Raw genomic sequence first — 18,468 nt, forward strand, 5'->3', positions numbered from 1 at the left:
CGGGATGTTTCGTCTTGCCGAATGGTGAACAATGCAGGGATGGTGCTGTGCCGATGACAAACGACGTTGACCGATCGGCCGCTGCCCGTGCCTCCCGATACGACCGGGACCACGCGCGTCGGCTCCGCGCGCTGGCGTATCGGATGCTCGGTTCGCGCGCCGAGGCGGAAGATATTGTCCAAGAGGCTTGGCTACGTTGGGCTGAAGTGGACGAATCCACGGTCGAGCTTACTGGTGCGTACCTATCGCGACTGGTGACCAATCTATGCTTGGACAAGCTGCGTTCCGCGGCCGCGCAGCGTGAGCACTACATCGGCGTCTGGCTGCCCGAGCCGTTGCTGGATGACGATGACTTCTTCCGCTGGGAACCCAGCCCTGAGAAACAGGCCGAGTTCGCCCAGGACGTGTCGGTGGCCTTCATGCTGGCGCTCGAGCGGCTCTCGCCCCTGGAGCGCGCGGCATTCCTGTTGCACGACGTGTTCGATCTCGACTTCGCCGAGCTTGCGCGGCACCTCGGGCGCAGTGAGACTGCATGCCGCCAGCTCGCCAGTCGCGCGCGCAGGAACATCAAGGCCGACTATGCGCGGCGCGAGGTTGCGCAGGAGGAGCGTGATCGCCTGATCGAAGCCTTCGTGCACGCTGTGCGCAGCCACGACGTGGGAGCCTTGGCTCAGATGCTGACGGCCGATGCCGTGGCGCTGGCAGACGGCGGAGGTAAAGTCTCCGCAATACCGTTGCCCCTTCGCGGCAATGAGTTGATCGCGCGTACTTTCATCGGCTTTGCGCAGTTGCCGACCAGCCGCGGCTGGCGACTGGTGCCGATCGATGTCAACGGTCTGCCCGGATGTCTGATCGTCGACGACCTTGCCGATGGGAGTCCGGTTCAGACCATCGCGCTCGCCCCTTCGGCTCGCGAATTCGACCGGGTGGGCGCCATATACGTCCAGCGCAACCCGGACAAGCTGCGCGCCATTGCGCGACGATCATGAATGTCACAAGGCGCTCAGCGGCTTCGTCTTGGTGAGGTGACCGAAAGGCTGCCGAGCCTCACCGTGGGTTTGCAACTCGGTCAAGCTGGTGTGTCTTGCCCGCGAACTCGAGTTGCGAGCATCTCCTGCGTGAGGTGCCAGGTATGTCCGTTGTCTGTCGAGCATTCGTTGGACCAACGGAAGTTGTTCGCCGAAATGTCTCGATAGACCCAACGCGTGATCCTGCCGCTTGCATCAACATCCGAAATCTGAACAATCTCGTCCCCCACTTTGCGGCCCAGCTGCCGAACAATCGTACCGGTGGGTGGATTGATCCAAACGATGTGCCAAGCATCGATCATCGGGTCGTAGACGCGAACTGTCGTGCTGTATCGATTGCCGCTGTCGTGCCACGGCACCGTCGTTCCTCGGCGCGGCGGAGTAATCCAGATGTCCTGGATCGCACGGCCTTCAAGCACCCATTCAAAGCGAACATCCCACCTCGTGAGATGCTTCGAACCGTCAGCGCGGAACTCGGTGGTCTCCGTCGTCCAGTCGCCGACGAATTGCCCGTAGAGCATCAGCGGTCCGCGATATTCATTGGCTGGGCCGGGTGCGATGAGACCCTCAGCGAAGGTGGACTGTCTCGACATGGATCTCTCCTTCAATTCAAATTTGACACTCGGCTGCGCGCAGGCACTCAACCGTTGCGGCACTTCTGCGAACACGTTGGCTTCCTTGAGGCCGAAAGAACACCGCGTCGAGCGCTCGACGACAGGATGGGGCGCGTCGACACGTTGGGGTACTGATCAAAGGTGAGCTTGGGGCCAAGCACAGTGCGATGCGTGCGGGTAATCTATCCATGTTCCGACAAAAGATTCTTTCGTTCTTGCTCGAGACATCGGCTGCAAAGTAAGCTTCTTACCTTCGGCGGTCGAAGTCACTTGGGTTGATGAGCAAGCATGGACAAGCGGGATCAGGAAATTCTGCGCGTGTTGCAGGACGACGGGCGGACGTCGAATGCCGCACTCGCCAAGCGCATCCACGTTGCCGAAGCCCCCGCCTGGCGACGCGTCAGGGCGCTGGAGGAGCAGGGCGTCATTGCGGGCTATCGCGCCGTGCTGGATCAACGAAAGCTCGGGTACGAAGTGACTGCGTTCGTCCAAGTCCGCTTCTCCAGCCACGACCCGAAGCTGCAGGCCGCCTTCGAACGCCAAGTAGTGCTTGTGCCGCAGGTTCTCTGGTGCCACAACGTCTCCGGGAGCGTCGACTACCTGCTGTGTGTGGTCGCGCGAAGCCTCGGCGAATATGGCGAGTTCGTGAGCGCCAAGCTTCGCTCGCTGCCGGGTGTCACCTCGATCGAGTCGTCCTTCTCCTTGAAGGCGATCAAGGCCGACGGCAAGCTTCCAATCGACTGACTCCGCGGGAATGCGCAACTTCATCCCCTGGCGAGCGCGATAAAGGCTTGAGCAAGCCCATTGCGACGACCGAACGGGCGCCCTTGGGTGCTGCCATTCAACGCGATCCGTGCAAGCCGCGGGCCATCTTGCGACGCCAGCGCGCCTCGATGTCACGAAACGGATGGCTGCCTCGTCTTGTGGATGTGTCCGTCGTTTACGGCGGGCCGCATCCCCACCACCAGCCCAGGATCACGACCATGAGCACCTCGCATCAACGCCTCGACTACGCTCAGCAGGCCCCCGACCTCTTCAGGAAGTACCTCGACTTCAACATGGCCTTCCGCATGGACGAGTCGCTGGCGCTGTTGGTCGACATCCGCGCCTCGCAGCTCAACGGCTGCACCTTCTGCCTCGACATGCACGTCAAGCAAGCCAGGATTCGCGGCGAGCGCGACCTGCGCCTGCACCATGTGGCCGTCTGGCGCGAGTCGCCGTTGTTCACCCCGAAGGAGCGCACGGCACTGGCGTGGACAGAATCGCTGACGCGACTGGGACCCGAGGGCGTGTCGGACACGACCTACGGCAACGCGCGCGAGCATTTCTCCCCGGAGGAGTTGTCGGCACTGACCTTCCGCATCGTGGCCATCAACGGATGGAACCGCCTGAACGCGGCCTTCCTGCCCACGCCGGGCGCGCAGGACAAGATGCTCGGCCTCGACAAGGCCGGATTGAACTGAAGTTGCTGCCCAGACCTGGGTTCACAGGTCCGAGCCGGGCCGACTGAATCCATGGCCAGCTCGAGGAGATGTTGATGAGGATTTTCGTGGCCGGAGCGACCGGCGCAATCGGAAGGCAGCTGGTACCCCGCCTGGTATCGGCGGGACATGAGGTCCACGCGATGACACGCAGTGACTCCAAGCGGTCGATGCTCCAGGCCTGGGGAGCAGTCCCTGTGGTTGCGGACGCACTCCGTGCCGATCAGGTGGCCGACGTGGTACGGCGGGCGCGGCCGGATGTCATCGTGCACCAGTTGACGTCCATTGCTGCGGTGGACACGCGCCACATGGAGCGCAGCTTCGCAGCAACCAATGTGCTGCGAACCATCGGAACAGACCACCTGCTCGCGGCCGGGCGCGCGGCGGGAGTCAGCCGCTTCGTGGCGCAGAGCCACATCGTTCCGTATGCGCGCACCGGGTCAGCGCTCAAGCGCGAGGACGACGCGTTCGACGCGGCCCCGGTGGCCGGCATGCGCGAGAACCAGGCGGCGATGGTGCATCTCGAAAACGCGGTGCTCGGCGCGTCTTGGACCGCCGGCGTCGTTCTGCGCTACGGCTGGTTCTACGGGCCTGACACCGCGCTGGCGCCGGGCTCGGAGATCTTCGAGTCGATCCGGGCTCGCAAATTCCCGATCGTGGGCGACGGAGCCGGTGTCTGGTCCTTCATCCACGTCGCCGACGCCGCGGAGGCGACCGTGGCGGCCGTCGAGCGCGGTCGCCGTGGCATCTACAACATCGTTGACGACGACCCCGCCCCGGTCAACACGTGGCTGCCTGAACTGGCCCGACAGCTTGGCGCGGGAAAGCCCTGGCACGTTCCGCGCCTGCTCGGGCGCCTGGCCGTCGGCCAAGCTGGCGTCGTGATGATGGACGAGATTCGCGGTGCTTCCAACGCCAAGGTCAGGACCGATCTCGCGTGGCAGCCGGCCCACCCGAGTTGGCGAGATGCGCTTGCAGCGGCATGAGTATCGCGGCCCTGTACCGGGCGCGGGTTCGCGCGCAGGGTGCCGATTGAAGTTGGCGACTGCTGCGGCTCAGCGTGGAAATGCCGCCTCGTCATAGCGCCGCGCGACGTCCCGAAGGAGTCCCTGCAGCTGCATCTGGTCGAACCACCGTCCGCCCGCCATGACGCCTAGCGGACTGCGCAGCGCCGCCAGATCATCCAGAGGGTTGGCCGCGCTCAACACCAGATCGGCGCGGGCGCCCGGAGTCACGGTGCCGAAGGGCACCTTGCCAGGGAACGCTCGCGCCATCATCTCGCCCGGCGCGCGTGCCGCCGCCACGAGCACCTGTTGCCGCGACAGGCCGGCGGCGACCAGCCGGTCCATGTCGTCGTGCAGCGAGAAGCCCGGCGCCATTCCGGGGATCGCCGGCGCGTCGGTGCCGGTGATCAGCGGCACGCCAGCATCGCTCATCGCCTTGACGAAGCGGGAGAGGAACGCAAGGCGATCGTCGAGGCTGCCAGCCCGACTTGAATAGTCTTCCAGCTTCCAGGAAATTCGGTCCTGCGGCGAAACGTAACGGGACTCGGGCGCGCGCAGGAAGGTATCCACCACCGCAGGCTTGCCCCATTGGCGGGCGATCGCCGCATAGGTGGCGAGGTCGGCGGTGACGAAGGCGCGACTGCGCTTGACGAGATCGACGACTGCGGGGATCTGCGCGTCGTCCGGCGCGGCGTTCGCGTCCTTGGAGGTATCGGTGTCGAAGACGGTGTAGAGGAACTCCTCGGCGTGCGCGACCATCAGCTGCCCCGCGGCGAGCTGGCGCCGCAGGCCGACGCGCGTGATGCCGTGCCCAACGATGGGCAGACCCTGGAGGCGCGTCTCATCGACGAGGGCATCGAACGCGTCGGGTGAGAGATCGTTGTAGACCTTCATGAAGTCGTGGCCGTTCGTCTTGGCCAGGCGTACCGCCCAGCGCGCCTCGTCGGGCGTGGTAACGACGAAGCTGCCATAGCGCGCCGAGCCGTCGATGCGGAAGGCGGTATAGATGTGCGGCGACGCGATCTCGGTGCGGTTTGCCGCGGGCTTGGTGCGACCGACGAAGGCGTTCGACGCTTCGCCCATGTTGAGCACCGAGGTCACGCCGTTCGTCAGGTACACGGCCATGTCGGCGCGGGTGTCCGAGTGCGTATGCATGTCCGCGAGACCGGGGCACAGGTAGGCAGTACCCTGACCGTCGATGACTGTGGCGCCGGCGGGGATGGTGACGGCCTTCCCGACGGCCTGGATCCGTCCTGCATCAACGAGGACGGTCTGATCGAGCAGGACGCCGTCGACCGCGAGAGGAACCACGTTCACGTGGACGAACGCGATTGGCGGGGCGGCCTGGGCGGTGCCGCAGAGCGCGGCAAGGCTGAGCGCAAGGGTGGCGATGGCGAAACGCATGATCGAGGAGGCGTGGGTGGCGGGGCATGCCTTGAAGGCGCGAGCACGATGTTCGCCACGAGGAGCCGCGGATGCAACAACGCGGCGACGACGTGCGGGATCCAGGACTTGAAGTGCGGCCGCGAGGCCCGGTATTGCCCGAAGCTCCAGGCCACCTTTTTGCCAGCAAATCAAGATTTCACAGCCTGGCCCGGCGACGCGGCCGATCCGGCGAGCAGGTCACCCCGAGGCCGCGTCCCTCGTCATGTTCTCGGCCGCCTGCATGATCACTGCATCGGCGTCTGGGAGCCGGACCGCGCGGCACGCCGCATGGCCGCCGCCAGGTCGTGACCGCCATTGCTCTCCAGGCCGTTCAGTATCTCTTCGTAGACGTCGGGCCGTTCATTCTGGCCAAGCTTGAACTTCGCGTGAGTCGCGATGATCTTGGCGCGGAAGGCGATCACCGCACCCGCCAGACGTTCGTATCGCGGCCCCATGTCTTCGATGCGCCAGGCGTTCGGCCGCGCGCCTTCGACATGCGCAACGAGGCGTTCGAGCGCATGTCGAGTCGCCAGCGGCCTCGAATCGAATTGGACGTCCACCTCGAAGTGAACAGTTTCGTAGTTCCAGGTCGGTGCCTGGGTGCGGTCAGTCATCCACGACGGCGACACGTAGCCGTTGACCCCCATGAAAGCGACAAGTGCTCGTGGAGATGCGCGCAGCAGATCGACTTGTGGGTTCACCTTCGCAAAGTGCCCGACAAGGCAAGCGCCACCGTCGTCCGACTGCTCCAGCAACAAAGGCAATGGAGTTGCCATGGGCAGGCCGGCTCCCGAGCTGACGACAAGCCCAAAGGGATGTTCCCCGACCAATCGCTCGATCTCCGTTGCGTCCTTTGGCTGGTAGGTGCGAGTGACGATCATGCCAATTCGCCCGACGAGCGCGGGTCGATGGAATAGGGGTAGATCTCTGCCACGAAGCCGGGCGTTCGTTCGACTCGCTGGACCCATCTTTCAAAGTGCTTGAATGGAGCCAGTGAGATTCCTGCCTCATCTGCCCTGCTGGCATAGGCGTACAGGGAAATGTCCGCGACCGTGTAATGTTGCCCGCAGATGAATGGCTTCGATGAGAATTCTTCGTCGAGGATTTGCAGGGCCTTGATGGCGGTGGCCATCTTCGATCTCACAAGATCGGCGGGGCGGCTATCCAGCTTCGACGTCATCGTCCAGTAGCGCAGCGAACCGATCGTGTTTTGCACGTAGTCCTGCTCGAAGGACAACCATTGGTTGACCTTCGCCCTCTCGAAGGGATCACTCGGCATGAAATCGGTCCCCTCTGCCAGGAAGGTCAGGATCGCGTTGGATTCAGCGAGCACGCGACCGTCCTCCAATCGAATGGCAGGGACTGCGCCCGTGGGATTGATTCGCCGGTATTCGGGTGACTGGCCCTCACCCGAGAAGATGCTCACGTATTTGGTGTCATGTGGAATGCGCAGCTGGCTCTGAAGAAGACGCACCTTGAATGCATTTTGAGATGGCAGATAGTCGTAGAACGTCAGCATCTTCGTATTCGGAGTTGGGAAAGCGGCATGCTGCCGCGGCGAGCGCACTGGCGCTCGCTGTATCCGGACATGGAATTCTTCGCGTGACGATCCCATGGATTCGCCAGCGTCCGATTGGGCGTGGCCCTCACACGCACAAGGTCAGCGGCAAACTGCCTGCCGGCCTCGTCAGGAAGTCGGCTCCCCGCTGGCACGCGAAGGTTGCGCATTGCCTGTCAGCATCACGGCTAGGGTGAACGACGCGGCGATCGCCGCAAGGCTGCCAGGCAGCGCCGCGGCCCATCCGCCCGCGCCGTGCATCACGATGCCGACGACCGCGACACCGAGCAGCCCTCCGACCTGGCGATTTGCGTTTAGAACGGCCGCCGCCGCGTTCGTGTGGCGGGCGTCGGAGACCGTCATCACGCGTGTCGTCATCGCCGGGATCGCAACGGCGGCGCCCAGGTTGGCGAGCGCGACGAACACATCGGTACGCCATGCCGGCACCCCGTGCTGCGCCCACGCCGACAGCGCGGCCGCGAATGCCGAGATCGCCGCCAGGGCCAGGCCCGCGCGCAGGGGCAACGCCGTCCCATGGCGCGGGAGCAGACGCGCGGCCAGCAGGTTGCCCAGCGTGAACATGAGCATCAGCGGCACGAGACTCAGGCCCGTGCGCAGCGGCGACGCATGCCGCGCCTGCGCGTTGTAGAGACTCATCAGGAACAGCGCGCCGTACACGGCGAAGTTGATCAGCAACCCGATTGCGTTGATGCGACGAAAGGCCGCGTCGGCCAGCAACGGCCGCGGCAGCACGGGGTGCTCAGCGCTGCGCTGGATGCGAGCAAAGCCGATGATGGCCAGCACGCCGAGTGCGCTCGCGATCAGCACCGGCCCGTTCCACGCCGTGCCCGGCCCTTCGATCAGCAAGAACGCCAGCGCGCCGAGCGTGAGCACGCCGAAGGCATGTCCGCCCACGTGCAGGGGCTGCGGCACGCGCGGCGTGTCGACGAGGTGGCGCGGAGCGAGCCACAGGCCAACCAGGCCGATCGGGACGTTGAGCCAGAAAATTGAGCGCCAGCCGAAGGCGCCGATAAGGAGGCCGCCGACCAGCGGGCCGGAGGCGGCCGAAAACGACACGATCGCCGACCACAGCCCCATCATGCGGGACCGATGGCGATCCTCCGGATACGCCGCAGCGATCAGCGCCAGCGAGCTCGGGACGAACAACGCCGCGCTGGCGCCCTGCAGGGCCCGGGCGGCGATCAGCGTGGGCCCGTCGGGCGCGACGCCGCACGCGAGAGAGGTCGCCGCGAACAACATCAATCCGACCGAGTAGGCCCGGCGCGCGCCATAGCGGGTGGCGAGCGCCCCCCCGGCCAGCAGCAAGGCGGCGAAGCTCAGGGTGTAGCCGTCCACGATCCAGACCTGACCGGCAAGCGTGAGGCCCAGGTCGTGGCGGATGTCGTCCAGCCCGACGTTGACCACGGTGACGTCGAGCATCGCCATCACGAAGCCGAAGGCGACGGTCACGAGCGGCCACGCGTCGGAACGCGCCGGCACGGTCGAGGGGCTGGAAGCAGTTGCGCAAGAGGCTGTCATGCAGGCCATGCTATGGATCGCATGGCGCAGCGCCTAGTCGTGCGGATGCATCGCAGGGATGCAGGCTTGCATCGCAGCGACCCGACGCACGCTGCGGTCACCCGCAAGCGCAGGGCATGCCGCATCGACGCATCTGATAGCGTCGCCGCACGAACCAGCCACACTGCCGAGACGATCACCATGGATTGGGACAACGCGCGCGTCTTTCTCGCCATCTACCGACGCGGCACGCTGCGCGGCGCCGCTGCCGAGTTGCAGATCGACCAGGCGACGGCCGGCCGACGGCTGGCGGCGCTGGAGTCGGCGCTGGAGGCGCGGCTGTTCCTGCGCACTCCCAAGCGCTACCTGCCGACGCCGGCCGGTGAACTGGCGCTGCACGCGGCCGAGCAGATGGAGGCGGGTGCGCTCGCGCTGCAGCGGCAGATGCAGGGCGTGGACGAGCGGCCGGAAGGCCTGGTATCGCTCGCCTGCACCGACACCATCGCGACCGTGTTCCTGATGCCCGCGCTCGCGGCGCTGCGGCGGCGCCACCCCGGCGTCGTCGTGCGTCTGATCGCTTCCACGCAGCTCAGCAACCTGACTCGCCGGGAGGCCGATCTCGCCGTGCGCTCGGTGCGGCCCGAGGCGCCGGACCTGATCGCGCGCCATCTTGGCCAGCGTGCCGTCGGGCTGTACGCCTCGGCCGACTACCTGGCGCGACGCAGCCTGCCCGAGCCCGGTAACGGCCTGGCCGGGCACGACATCGTGGTCTACGACCGCGGGATCCGCGGCGCCTCGCGCGAGCAGCTATGCCAGGAACCCACGCATGCGGCGAGCGCGGTGCTCGAGGTCAACAGCGGCATGATGCTGGGCCACGCCGTCGCCGCGGGCCTGGGCATCGGCGAGTTGCCGACCCACCTCGCGGCACTGTTTCCGTCGCTGAGACGCATCTGGCCGGATCGCGCCGAGCCTTACGACATGTGGCTCGTGCTGCACGGCGACCTCCATCGCACGGCGCGGGTTCGTGCGGTCGCCGACGCGGTGGTGGAGGCTTTTGCGATGCCCACAGGTTGAGCCGCCCGCATGCGTCATCTGCGCGAGCGCGCGGAGATCGGCCATCCGGGCGACGTGCGACGCGATGCATCGCGCCGTCTGCGAACCGCGAAGATCACGCGCTCGCTGGCATCGCATCGCTTTGCGGCTGGGCAAGCATCGCCGGAATCTCCGATACCAGCGCGTCGATGGCCAGGCGCGTCTTCGACGCCAGACGAATGGTTTGCGGCCACACCGCATGGATTTCGGTGGCCACGACGCGCTCGCTGTCCATGACCAGCATGAGCTCGCCCGCAGCGACATGCTTCGCGATCAACCAGCATGGCAGCCAGGCGAGTCCCGCGCCGGCAACGGCGGCATCGGCTATCGCCTGCATGTCGTCGAAGCGCAGTTGGCCCGCCATGTGCGATTCGTGAACGCTGCCGTCGTGCTCCCTGACGCGCCACGGCGGAGCCGACCCGCCTCGTCCGTAGACGACGCTGGTGTGGCTGGCCAGCTCCGCGGTGCTGGTCGGCTGTCCGTTCCTTTCAAGGTATGCGGGTGACGCGCAGATCGCCATCCGCTGGATTCCAAGGCGCCGGGCCACCAGGTTCAGGCTGTCAGGCAGCACGCCGACTCGCACAGCCATGTCGAAACTTTCCCCGATCAGGTCCGCCACGCGATCCGTGAAGGAAATCTCGATCTCCAAACGCGGATGCTCGCGAGCCAGGCCTCGCAGGATGGGCGCCACGCAATACCGGCCGAACAGGACCGGCACGCTGACCCGCAATCGTCCGGTGGGTTCGCGGCGCCCGTTGTCGATCGCGTCCTCTGCGGCGTCCAGTTCCGCGAGCGCCCGCACGCACCGCTCGTAGTAAAGCTGCCCGTCGTCGGTCAAACTCTGTCGACGCGTGGTGCGATGGAACAGGCGAACGCCCAGGCGCTGCTCCAGCCGCGCAATGGTCTTGCCCACCGCGGACCGGGTCACGCACAGGCGAACCGCCGCATCCGCGAAGCTGCCGGCCTCGACGACTTCGACAAAGGCCGAGACGCCGTTGAGTCGTTCGCTGATCACGAATTGGTTCCCGAAACGCGACAACGCTGCGAAGAAGAATCGCCACTGCGGATGGGTCGGCGCCTATATCTTAGGTGCCATGGCCAACCCATGCTGCATGCCGTGCATGACCTGGCTTGGGAGCCAAAGATCGACTCACCCCTGGAACCTCCATGCAAGCCTATCGACTTCTCTGCGGCGCCGGCATTGCCGGTCTCGAACGCTTCGACGCCCCGACGCCCCAGCCGGGCCCTCACGACGTGTTGGTGCGCATCCGCGCCGTCTCGCTGAATTACCGCGACCTGATGTTCGCTCATGGCAACTACGCTGTCGTGTCCGATCGCCCGGTGATCCCGCTGACCGATGGCGCTGGCGAAGTGATCGCGGTCGGCGACCGCGTGACCCGATTCAAGCCCGGCGACCGCGTCGTGAACACCTATTTCCCCCACTGGATCGACGGCGACCCGACCCCCGAGAAGATCGCGGTGACCCTCGGCGCGCACACCGATGGCGTCCTCGCCGAGTTCTTCCTCACGGACGAGCGGGTGCTCGCGACGATCCCGGCTCACCTCGACTACACGGAGGCAGCCACGCTGGCCTGCGCCGGCATCACCGCCTGGAACGCGCTGTTCGCCGACGGCGGCCTGCAACCCGGCGCCAGCGTGCTGCTCCTGGGCACCGGCGGCGTGTCGATCTGGGCGTTGCAGATCGCCAAAGCTGCAGGGCTGCGTGCGATCGTCACATCGTCGAGCGATGCGAAGCTCGAGCGCGCCCGGGCGCTGGGCGCCGACGCGACGATCAACTACCGCACGAACCCGGAGTGGCAGGACGAGGTGCGGCGACTGACGGCTGGCCGTGGCGTCGACCTGGTCGTCGAGGTCGGCGGCGAAGGCACCTTGCCCCGCTCGCTGGCTGCGGTACGCATGGGAGGCACCGTGTCGGTCATTGGCGGCGTCAGCGGCTTCGGCGATGTCGAGATCGGTCCGATCGGGCTGATCACCGGGGTGCAGCACCTGAGCGGCATCCACGTCGGTAGCCGCACGATGCTTCAAGACCTGAACTGCCTGGTCGAGGCCGCCCACATCCACCCGGTCATCGACCGGGTATTCGATTTCGAGCAGGCGGCGCAGGCCTACGCACACTTGGAAGCAGGTCAGCATTTCGGCAAGGTCGTCATCCACGTCTCGTAGTCCGGACCCGGGCAAGGATGCCGGCCCGCAGGCAGGATCTGTCACATCGGCTGTCGTTCGTTCGTCAAGGTCATGACGCAACACGAAAGCGCGATGTGACATGACCATGGACAACTTCCTGCTCGAGCAGTTCGAGGCGAATCGAGCTCGCCTGACCTCGGTGGCCCGCAGGATCCTCGGATCGCGCGGCGAAGCGGAGGATGCGGTACAGGACCTCTGGCTTCGATTGAACCGGGTCGACAACGCTCGTATCGAGAACATCGGCGGCTGGCTGACCACCGTGGTTGGACGCCTCTGCCTCGACGCCTTGCGGGCCCGCAGGGCGCGCCAGGAAGATTCGATCGAGCGCCTCGAGGCCGAGTCCGGCGGGGCAGGCCCCGTGTTCGCCGCAACGGGCGCCGACCCCGCCGACGAGATTGCGATGGCCGACTCGGTTGGCCTGGCGATGCAGGCGGTGCTGGAGAGACTGGTGCCGGCCGAGCGGGTCGCGTTCGTGCTGCACGACCTGTTCGCCGTGCCTTTCGAGGACATCGCGCGGATCATCGGCCGTTCGCAGGAGGCGACCCGCCAGCTGGCCAGCCGCGCGCGCCGCCGCGTGCAAGGTGCTCGAGCCGACGGCGGAGTCGATCGCGCACGCCGGCGCGAGATCGTCGATGCCTTCCTCGCCGCTTCGCGCGGCGGCGATTTCGCGGCACTGCTGACGCTGCTCGACCCTGAAGTCGTGCTGACGGCAGACCCGGAGGCTGTCCGGCTCGGCGGCCAAGCGCGGGCGCGCGGCGCGCCACGCGTCGCCCAGTTGTTCAGCGGCAAGGCACAGGCCGCCAGACCGGCCATGGTGGACGGTGCGGTCGATATCGCCGTGGCTCCTGGCGGCAGGCTGCTCCTCGTGCTTCGGCTGGAGATGGCAGACGGCCGGATTGCCGCCATTCATGCGGTGGCCGAGCCCGCCGCCTTGCTGGCCTGCGACGTGGTGCTCCTCGATGACCAGCCAGGCGCGAGGTGATCCGGCGTGGAGCTCCTGTGCGGGTGCCAGCACGGACGAGGCCGTGCTGGCGGTGGATGGCCCGGATGTCGCCAGGTCAGGCGGCCTGGACCCATTCCGGCTGGGTTTGCCGGGTGCACACGTTGACACGAGTGAACATGTTCATCGCAGCGACGAACAGCACCAATCCGGCGAGGGGCTTCTCGTCGTAATGGCGCTTGAGCTCACGCCACAACGCGTCCGGAACCGAGTCGTATCGGTTGGCCAACGTCGTTGCTGCCTCGCACAGTTCGAGGGCAGCACGTTCGGACTCGCTGAAGCATGACGCCGCGCGCCAAGTGGCCACTGAATCGAGGCGCGCGCGAGCCGCCTCGCCGGGCTCCGCGCTGCCCAGCGACTGCCCGATGCACAACTCGCAGTTGTTCATCTGGCCCGTGCGCAAGCCGACCAGGTCCAAGGTCGACTTTGGGACTCCGCTGCTGAAGACGGTCGAAATCAGCGATCTGATGGCCGCATTCGCGCCTTCGAGCACCAATGCGGGATTCTTCATTCTTGGTTCCATGTGTGTTTTCCAAAAGTTCATGACATCGGCGAAGGTCGGCAGTCTCCCGGAGATCTTCGCCTGCGATGAACGTCTCTCGCCACCCGGCGGGCCGGGTGGCGAGGGACGTCCTGGGCATGACGCGCGGGCAGGCACAAAGGTGACCGATGACGGAAAGATTCCCGCGAGCGCGCGGGGCCTCGCCCACCCGCGTGGTCGAACGCGCACATGAGTCAAGAATCGAGTGACATGAGGAACCTGCCCATGAAGACGAGTGCAATCATCCTGGCTGCGGCCCTTGGCATCACGGGAGCGGATTGCCGGGCCTCGGATATCGCCATCGTCCATGCCAGGATCTATCCGGCGCCGGGCGTTGCCACGCTCGTCGACGGCATGGTGCTGATCCACGACGGCCGGATCGCCGCGGTCTCGGATCGCGTCGCGCTGCCGCCGGGCACCACAGTACTGGCTTGCGATGGCTGCGTCATCCTTGCGGGCTTCTGGAACGCCCACGTCCACTTCGTCGGGCCCCAGTGGCTTGGCGTTGCGCATCTGCCGCCCCGGACGCTGGAGCGGCAACTCCAGCAAATGCTCACGCATTCCGGATTCACGTCGGTCGTCGACACGGGATCGGATCCAGCCGTCACGAACGAGTTGAGGCGACGCATCGAGCGCGGGGAAGTCGCGGGACCGCACATCCGGACGGCCGGCCTGCCGGTGTTTCCCGCCAAGGCCCTGCCCTTCTATCTGGCCGACCTGCCCTCTGGTTTCACCACGAAAGTGGGCCAGCCCGCATCGCCCGATGAAGCCCGGGACTTTGTTGCGAGAAATCTTGCCGCCGGCGCAGACATCACCAAACTGTTCACAGGTTCGATCGTTGCTCCCGAACAGGTGCAGCCGATGCGCCGTGACATCGCCGCCGCCGCAGCGTCCGAATCGCATCGCCTGGGTGCGATCGTCTTTGCGCATCCGACGAACCTTGAAGGGGTTCGCATCGCCACGGCCAGCGGCGTCGACGTACTTGCGCACGCGCTGGAAGACGTTCATGGTTTCGACCAGACCGAGATCCGGGACCTCGCCCGAAGACGCGTCACGATCGTCCCCACGCTGAAGCTGTTCGCCCAGGACAGGAACATCCAGGAAATTCGACGCCTCGTGCTCAGGGCCCATCGCGCCGGCGTCCCCCTGGTGTTCGGAACCGACACGGGGTTTCTCGCCGACTACGACGTCTCCGAGGAATACAGGCAGCTGTCCCTGGCTGGCCTGAAGATCGACGACATCCTGGCCATGTTGACGACCGCGCCCGCAGCGTTGTTCAAGACCACGAGCCACCAAGGGCGTGTTGCTCCGGGCATGGACGGCGACCTGACCGTGCTCGGGTCGGACCCGAAGTCGGAAGGTGTTCGCGCGTTCTCCGATGTCCGCTACACGATCCGCGCGGGCAAGGTGCTGTTCGATCGCGCCCATCCGGAAGCGGATCAGAGCGATTGAGGGCCCTGCATCAGTGCCTTCAACCAACGCACGAACTCGACGATGGTCTCGCGTTCGGGATGGTCGGGCGTTGCCACGGCAGAAAAGCGCAGGCCGGGCAGGCTCAGAGGGTGCACCTGCACCAAACGGCCTTGTACCAGTTCACCGCGCACCAGGACGCTGCTCAGCAGTGCCACGCCCACACCATCGAGAGCTGCCTGCGCGACGAGGGCCTCGTCGCTGAAATTCACGCAGTCCGACTCATTGAAACCAGGCGAGCCGGCAGCAGTCATCCAGCGCCCCCATGTGGGGCCGCCGAGTTGTTCGTTCTTCCAGCGGAAGTGCAGCAGGCGTTGCCGTTTCAGCGCCGCCGCCGTCAGGCCTCCGCGGGCCAGGCCCGGCACCGCCACTGGGATGTACTCGTCGTCGGCGAGGGGCCAGGCGTCCAGTGACCCGTGATCGCCACGACCGTAGCGCACCGCCACGTCCGCTTCACCGCGACGCAGGTCCACCAGCCGCTCGGTCGCGTCGATCGCAAGTGTCGTCTCCGCATGCGCGGAGTAGAACTGCGGCAACGCTGGCACGATGACGCGTGACGCGAAGGCCGGCGTGACACTGATGCGAATGTGGCGGCTCGAAGCCGACAGTTCGTTGACCCCGGCGGCCATGCGGTCGAAGCTGTCACGCAACACCGGGTACAGCCGCAGCGCCGCGGGCGTGAGCGCGATCGAGCGCGGCAGGCGCTCGAACAGTCGTGTACCGACCAGGCTCTCGAGGTGGCGAACCTGATGGCTCACTGCCGTAGCGGTGACGCATAACTCGTCGGCCGCGTTCTTGAGGCTGAGGTGGCGTGCCGCAGCCTCGAATGCTCGCAATGCGTTCAACGGGGGCAGTTTTCGGCGCAGGGGCGTCATGGCAAGTCGGGGGCGGTCCAATGCGCTCCGGCGTTCATGCTAGCCGCAATGGATAGGCCTCACATGCCGCAAGGCGGGACGATTCGGCGCGGGGCGCGGTAGTTCCGACCCGTCCGCGAACCAAGGTGCGAATGCTTGCAGCCCGCTGAAGAATCGAGACCGGTGGCTGCGACCTCGGCCCCCGAATGCGATGAAATTTACTCAGCCCCAGTCGAAGAATTACTCGGTTGATGACGAAGCGCGCGGCGCCGACAGTGCTGTCTCGATCGGTTCGATCCCGTTCCCCGGATGTCGAGGAGCGTGAGGCTCGAACCACGCACAAGTCCAACCTCGAGGCCAACTGGATTGCCCATGATTAACGTGCTCGCCATCGATTCAAGTGCTCGCAACGAAGGCTCGCTCTCGCGCGAGATGTCGAAGCTCTTCCTGAAACACTGGCAGGTGCATCGCCCTCGGGATACATTGATCCGCCGCGACGTGGGAACCAGCCCGCCACCGATGCTGACCGAGGCCTGGATAGCGGCCTGCTTCACGCCGGATGAGCAGCAGACCGAACAACAGAAAGAAGTCCTGCGCTATTCAGACGAGGCCATCGACGAGTTGAAGCGAGCGGAGGTGATCGTGGTGTCGGCGCCCCGCTACAACTACGGGATGCCGGCCGCATTGAAGGCCTGGTTCGACCAGGTCATCCGCATTCGCCGCACGTTCAGCTTCGACCGGACCGAGACGACATGGCCGCTGTCGCCGCTGCTGAGCGGCAAGAAGCTGGTACTGCTGACGGCTTCGGGGGAATTCGGCTTTGGCGTCGGCGGCATTCGAGAGGACCGGGAACACCTCGAGTCCCATGTTCGGACTTGTGCCCACTACATTGGCGTCGCCCGGACGGACCTTCATTGCGTTGCGATCGAGTTCCAGGAGTTCGGCGATCAGCGCCATCGGCATTCGATCTCCGATGCGCACGCGAAGATCGAGCGGCTGGCTCGTCATCTTGCCGTAGTGCAGTAAGTGCCACCGCATCCGCCGCGCGGGGCACTGCGCCGTAAGCGATTCGGCACGGCATCTTGATTCGAGAGACCTCGCCCGCGGCCGTTGTCCGACGCAATGCTGACCTCCGAGGCCGGGGCCTGGAGGCACATCCCGATCCAGATCGCCGGCGCGGCGCCGGTGCTGTTCGCCGCCGCGGGAACCACCCTGGACTGGTCTCTTCCGACGCGCCGCGCCCAGCGTGTCGCTGCAGTGGTCGCTCCCGCGCCGCCAGCCGCCGGTTTCAGCGGGCTACGCGTCGCTGATCCGGTCGCTCCGGGACATCCTGGCGTCGGAGCCCGCGCTGCGCGAACGGGCCGCCTGGCAAGGACTGTGCATGGCGGCGTTCGGCCTCTTCTGGACATCAATCGCGCTGCGGCTGTTTCAGCCGCCGTTCGGCCTGGGCCAACGGGGCATCGCAGTGTTCTCGCTGGCCGGGGCAACCGGCGTCGTGGTCGCGCCGGTCGCGGGCTGGGCGGGCGACAAGGACTGGAGCCGGGCGACGACGCGACTCGAGCATGCCGCGGTACCGCTCGCGCTCGCACTCGCGTGGGTGGCCGGCAGTCCGGACGCCTTCTTTCCCTGGGCGCTTCCACAATCGATGCGCCTGCCGCTCATGGGCCTGTCGGCGGTGCTGCTGGATCTCGGCGTCATCGCGGACGTGAGATGCCGGCGGTTCCTGGACGAAAGAGTCTGAGACGTGACCGGCTGGTGGCCGACTCAGAATCGACATCGACCGCGCCAGATCGGGTGCCCGGGACTCGACGTTCGGACCGCCGAGCAGTGGACGTCAAGTCTCGCCACCCAAAGCCGAATTTCAAACTCGTGCTCACAGCGGGGTCCGAGCGCCGCCGTCGATGTCCAGCACCATGCCGGTCGCGAAGGTATTGCCAACCAGCATTTCCACGCACTGGGCGATGTCGTCCGGCACGCCGGTACGGCCCACGGGCAGGCTCCTGGCCGCGCCGGCGAACATGCCGGCCTTGGCTTCGGCGGGCATACCGTCATAGGCCGGGGTGTCCACAAGGCCCGGCGAAACCACGTTCACGCGCAGAGGCGCCAGTTCCTTGGCCAGGGTTTGCGCCATCTGGGTGATGCCGCCGTTCACGGCTGCCAGGCCGGCGGTGCCGTTCATCGCGACCCGCGAGGCCGCGCCGGTCATGAAGACCACCGAGCCATCCCTGCGCAGGATGGGCAAGGCCGCTTGCAGGCTTTGCCAGTAGCCGACCAGCTTGGTGTGCAGCGCGATGCGCACGGCTTCCACGGGCAGTTGGGCGAAGGGGCCCCAGGCAGCAGGGCCGGCGGCAGCCAGCACCAGGTGGTCCAGGCGGCCGATGCGTCGCATCAGCGCCTTGAGCGAGGCCGGATCGGTGAAGTCGGCTTCGATGCTCATGGCTTTGCCGTCGAGGGAGGAGACGGCGGCGTCGAGCTTGGCCGCATCACGCCCCGTGATGAAGACTTCAGCCCCAGCTTGTACGAGGCGGCTGGCGCTGGCCAGGCCCATGCCACTGCTGCCGCCGATGATCAGGATGCGTTGGTTGGCGATCGACATTTTCATTGCTCCGAGGGGTTCACGACGATGAACGAACTCTAGGGAGCGGTTGTCAATCCGTAAAATGGATTGTCGTTATGTG

Annotated in this window: 19 protein-coding genes; 10 read left to right on the plus strand and 9 right to left on the minus strand. The window is 66.0% G+C overall.

What is annotated here, in order from left to right:
* Positions 1 to 53 precede the first annotated feature (53 nt).
* Positions 54 to 989 (plus strand): RNA polymerase sigma factor SigJ, encoded by a 936-nt coding sequence (sigJ, locus tag LPC04_RS06445; protein WP_275681360.1) that lies wholly within the window; start codon positions 54 to 56, stop codon positions 987 to 989.
* An 80-nt stretch (positions 990 to 1,069) separates the two neighbouring features.
* Here the strand turns inward: sigJ and LPC04_RS06450 are convergent, their stop codons facing one another.
* Positions 1,070 to 1,696 (minus strand): hypothetical protein, encoded by a 627-nt coding sequence (locus tag LPC04_RS06450; RefSeq protein WP_275681361.1) that lies wholly within the window; start codon positions 1,694 to 1,696, stop codon positions 1,070 to 1,072.
* A 234-nt stretch (positions 1,697 to 1,930) separates the two neighbouring features.
* On the opposite strand from LPC04_RS06450, the gene LPC04_RS06455 reads away from it, so the two are divergent.
* From LPC04_RS06455 to LPC04_RS06465, 3 genes are all read left to right on the plus strand, one after another.
* Positions 1,931 to 2,386: an Lrp/AsnC family transcriptional regulator gene (locus LPC04_RS06455; RefSeq protein ID WP_275681362.1), complete on the plus strand. Its 456-nt coding sequence runs from the start codon at positions 1,931 to 1,933 to the stop codon at positions 2,384 to 2,386.
* A 239-nt stretch (positions 2,387 to 2,625) separates the two neighbouring features.
* A complete protein-coding gene (locus LPC04_RS06460) occupies positions 2,626 to 3,105 on the plus strand; it encodes a carboxymuconolactone decarboxylase family protein (RefSeq protein WP_275681363.1) in 480 nt (159 codons plus the stop codon).
* A 74-nt stretch (positions 3,106 to 3,179) separates the two neighbouring features.
* Positions 3,180 to 4,109, plus strand: a complete 930-nt coding sequence (locus tag LPC04_RS06465; protein ID WP_275681364.1) for an NAD-dependent epimerase/dehydratase family protein — start codon at positions 3,180 to 3,182, stop codon at positions 4,107 to 4,109.
* Between the two features lie 69 nt (positions 4,110 to 4,178).
* Here the strand turns inward: LPC04_RS06465 and LPC04_RS06470 are convergent, their stop codons facing one another.
* The 4 genes from LPC04_RS06470 to LPC04_RS06485 form a co-directional block, all read right to left on the minus strand.
* Positions 4,179 to 5,531 carry an amidohydrolase family protein gene (locus LPC04_RS06470; protein ID WP_275681365.1) on the minus strand — a complete coding sequence of 451 codons (1,353 nt, stop codon included), beginning with the start codon at positions 5,529 to 5,531 and terminating at the stop codon, positions 4,179 to 4,181.
* Positions 5,532 to 5,797: 266 nt separating this feature from the next.
* Positions 5,798 to 6,433, minus strand: coding sequence for an FMN-binding negative transcriptional regulator (locus LPC04_RS06475; RefSeq protein ID WP_275681366.1), 636 nt, complete (start codon positions 6,431 to 6,433; stop codon positions 5,798 to 5,800).
* Positions 6,430 to 7,071 (minus strand): glutathione S-transferase family protein, encoded by a 642-nt coding sequence (locus LPC04_RS06480; protein ID WP_275681367.1) that lies wholly within the window; start codon positions 7,069 to 7,071, stop codon positions 6,430 to 6,432. Before LPC04_RS06480 ends, LPC04_RS06475 begins: the two co-directional genes overlap by 4 nt.
* A 168-nt stretch (positions 7,072 to 7,239) precedes the next feature.
* Positions 7,240 to 8,580 (minus strand): MFS transporter, encoded by a 1,341-nt coding sequence (locus LPC04_RS06485; RefSeq protein ID WP_275681368.1) that lies wholly within the window; start codon positions 8,578 to 8,580, stop codon positions 7,240 to 7,242.
* 249 nt (positions 8,581 to 8,829) lie between these two features.
* Between LPC04_RS06485 and LPC04_RS06490 the strand changes: the two genes are divergently transcribed.
* Positions 8,830 to 9,702: a LysR family transcriptional regulator gene (locus LPC04_RS06490; RefSeq protein ID WP_275681931.1), complete on the plus strand. Its 873-nt coding sequence runs from the start codon at positions 8,830 to 8,832 to the stop codon at positions 9,700 to 9,702.
* A gap of 94 nt (positions 9,703 to 9,796) precedes the next feature.
* Here LPC04_RS06490 and LPC04_RS06495 read toward each other — a convergent pair whose 3' ends face one another.
* On the minus strand, positions 9,797 to 10,732 hold the full coding sequence (locus tag LPC04_RS06495) for a LysR family transcriptional regulator (protein WP_275681932.1): 936 nt from the start codon (positions 10,730 to 10,732) through the stop codon (positions 9,797 to 9,799).
* A 155-nt stretch (positions 10,733 to 10,887) separates the two neighbouring features.
* Between LPC04_RS06495 and LPC04_RS06500 the strand changes: the two genes are divergently transcribed.
* Together LPC04_RS06500 and LPC04_RS06505 are read left to right on the plus strand one after the other, a co-directional pair.
* A complete protein-coding gene (locus tag LPC04_RS06500; RefSeq protein WP_275681369.1) occupies positions 10,888 to 11,904 on the plus strand; it encodes a zinc-dependent alcohol dehydrogenase family protein in 1,017 nt (338 codons plus the stop codon).
* Positions 11,905 to 12,004: 100 nt separating this feature from the next.
* The gene (locus LPC04_RS06505; RefSeq protein WP_275681370.1) at positions 12,005 to 12,907 is read left to right on the plus strand and encodes a sigma-70 family RNA polymerase sigma factor; all 903 of its coding nucleotides are present in this window, start codon (positions 12,005 to 12,007) and stop codon (positions 12,905 to 12,907) included.
* A gap of 76 nt (positions 12,908 to 12,983) precedes the next feature.
* Here LPC04_RS06505 and LPC04_RS06510 read toward each other — a convergent pair whose 3' ends face one another.
* Entirely contained in the window at positions 12,984 to 13,436 is a 453-nt protein-coding gene (locus LPC04_RS06510) for a carboxymuconolactone decarboxylase family protein (protein WP_275681371.1), read from the minus strand.
* Between the two features lie 255 nt (positions 13,437 to 13,691).
* Between LPC04_RS06510 and LPC04_RS06515 the strand changes: the two genes are divergently transcribed.
* A complete protein-coding gene (locus tag LPC04_RS06515; protein ID WP_275681372.1) occupies positions 13,692 to 14,918 on the plus strand; it encodes an amidohydrolase family protein in 1,227 nt (408 codons plus the stop codon).
* Here LPC04_RS06515 and LPC04_RS06520 read toward each other — a convergent pair.
* Positions 14,906 to 15,811: a LysR substrate-binding domain-containing protein gene (locus LPC04_RS06520; protein WP_275681373.1), complete on the minus strand. Its 906-nt coding sequence runs from the start codon at positions 15,809 to 15,811 to the stop codon at positions 14,906 to 14,908. The genes LPC04_RS06515 and LPC04_RS06520 overlap by 13 nt on opposite strands.
* Before the next feature lie 351 nt (positions 15,812 to 16,162).
* Here LPC04_RS06520 and LPC04_RS06525 point away from each other — a divergent pair, with 351 nt between their 5' ends.
* Both LPC04_RS06525 and LPC04_RS06530 read left to right on the plus strand, forming a co-directional pair.
* Positions 16,163 to 16,816, plus strand: coding sequence for an FMN-dependent NADH-azoreductase (locus LPC04_RS06525; RefSeq protein ID WP_275681374.1), 654 nt, complete (start codon positions 16,163 to 16,165; stop codon positions 16,814 to 16,816).
* 220 nt (positions 16,817 to 17,036) lie between these two features.
* Entirely contained in the window at positions 17,037 to 17,531 is a 495-nt protein-coding gene (locus LPC04_RS06530; protein ID WP_275681375.1) for an MFS transporter, read from the plus strand.
* A gap of 132 nt (positions 17,532 to 17,663) precedes the next feature.
* Here the strand turns inward: LPC04_RS06530 and LPC04_RS06535 are convergent, their stop codons facing one another.
* On the minus strand, positions 17,664 to 18,386 hold the full coding sequence (locus tag LPC04_RS06535; protein WP_275681376.1) for an SDR family oxidoreductase: 723 nt from the start codon (positions 18,384 to 18,386) through the stop codon (positions 17,664 to 17,666).
* Positions 18,387 to 18,468: the final 82 nt, after the last annotated feature.

It is taken from the genome of Scleromatobacter humisilvae (genome assembly GCF_023231945.1).
Taxonomy (GTDB): Bacteria; Pseudomonadota; Gammaproteobacteria; order Burkholderiales; family Burkholderiaceae_C; genus Scleromatobacter; species Scleromatobacter humisilvae.

Coding starts and splice junctions, on each gene's coding strand:
- LPC04_RS06470 (WP_275681365.1), bottom strand. CDS start 5,531: ATGCGTTTCGCCATCGCCACCCTTGCGCTCAGCCTTGCCGCGCTCTGC.
- LPC04_RS06490 (WP_275681931.1), top strand. CDS start 8,830: ATGGATTGGGACAACGCGCGCGTCTTTCTCGCCATCTACCGACGCGGC.
- LPC04_RS06505 (WP_275681370.1), top strand. CDS start 12,005: ATGACCATGGACAACTTCCTGCTCGAGCAGTTCGAGGCGAATCGAGCT.
- LPC04_RS06475 (WP_275681366.1), bottom strand. CDS start 6,433: ATGATCGTCACTCGCACCTACCAGCCAAAGGACGCAACGGAGATCGAG.
- LPC04_RS06460 (WP_275681363.1), top strand. CDS start 2,626: ATGAGCACCTCGCATCAACGCCTCGACTACGCTCAGCAGGCCCCCGAC.
- LPC04_RS06455 (WP_275681362.1), top strand. CDS start 1,931: ATGGACAAGCGGGATCAGGAAATTCTGCGCGTGTTGCAGGACGACGGG.
- LPC04_RS06525 (WP_275681374.1), top strand. CDS start 16,163: ATGATTAACGTGCTCGCCATCGATTCAAGTGCTCGCAACGAAGGCTCG.
- sigJ (WP_275681360.1), top strand. CDS start 54: ATGACAAACGACGTTGACCGATCGGCCGCTGCCCGTGCCTCCCGATAC.
- LPC04_RS06520 (WP_275681373.1), bottom strand. CDS start 15,811: ATGACGCCCCTGCGCCGAAAACTGCCCCCGTTGAACGCATTGCGAGCA.
- LPC04_RS06480 (WP_275681367.1), bottom strand. CDS start 7,071: ATGCTGACGTTCTACGACTATCTGCCATCTCAAAATGCATTCAAGGTG.
- LPC04_RS06500 (WP_275681369.1), top strand. CDS start 10,888: ATGCAAGCCTATCGACTTCTCTGCGGCGCCGGCATTGCCGGTCTCGAA.
- LPC04_RS06510 (WP_275681371.1), bottom strand. CDS start 13,436: ATGAAGAATCCCGCATTGGTGCTCGAAGGCGCGAATGCGGCCATCAGA.
- LPC04_RS06515 (WP_275681372.1), top strand. CDS start 13,692: ATGAAGACGAGTGCAATCATCCTGGCTGCGGCCCTTGGCATCACGGGA.
- LPC04_RS06465 (WP_275681364.1), top strand. CDS start 3,180: ATGAGGATTTTCGTGGCCGGAGCGACCGGCGCAATCGGAAGGCAGCTG.
- LPC04_RS06535 (WP_275681376.1), bottom strand. CDS start 18,386: ATGTCGATCGCCAACCAACGCATCCTGATCATCGGCGGCAGCAGTGGC.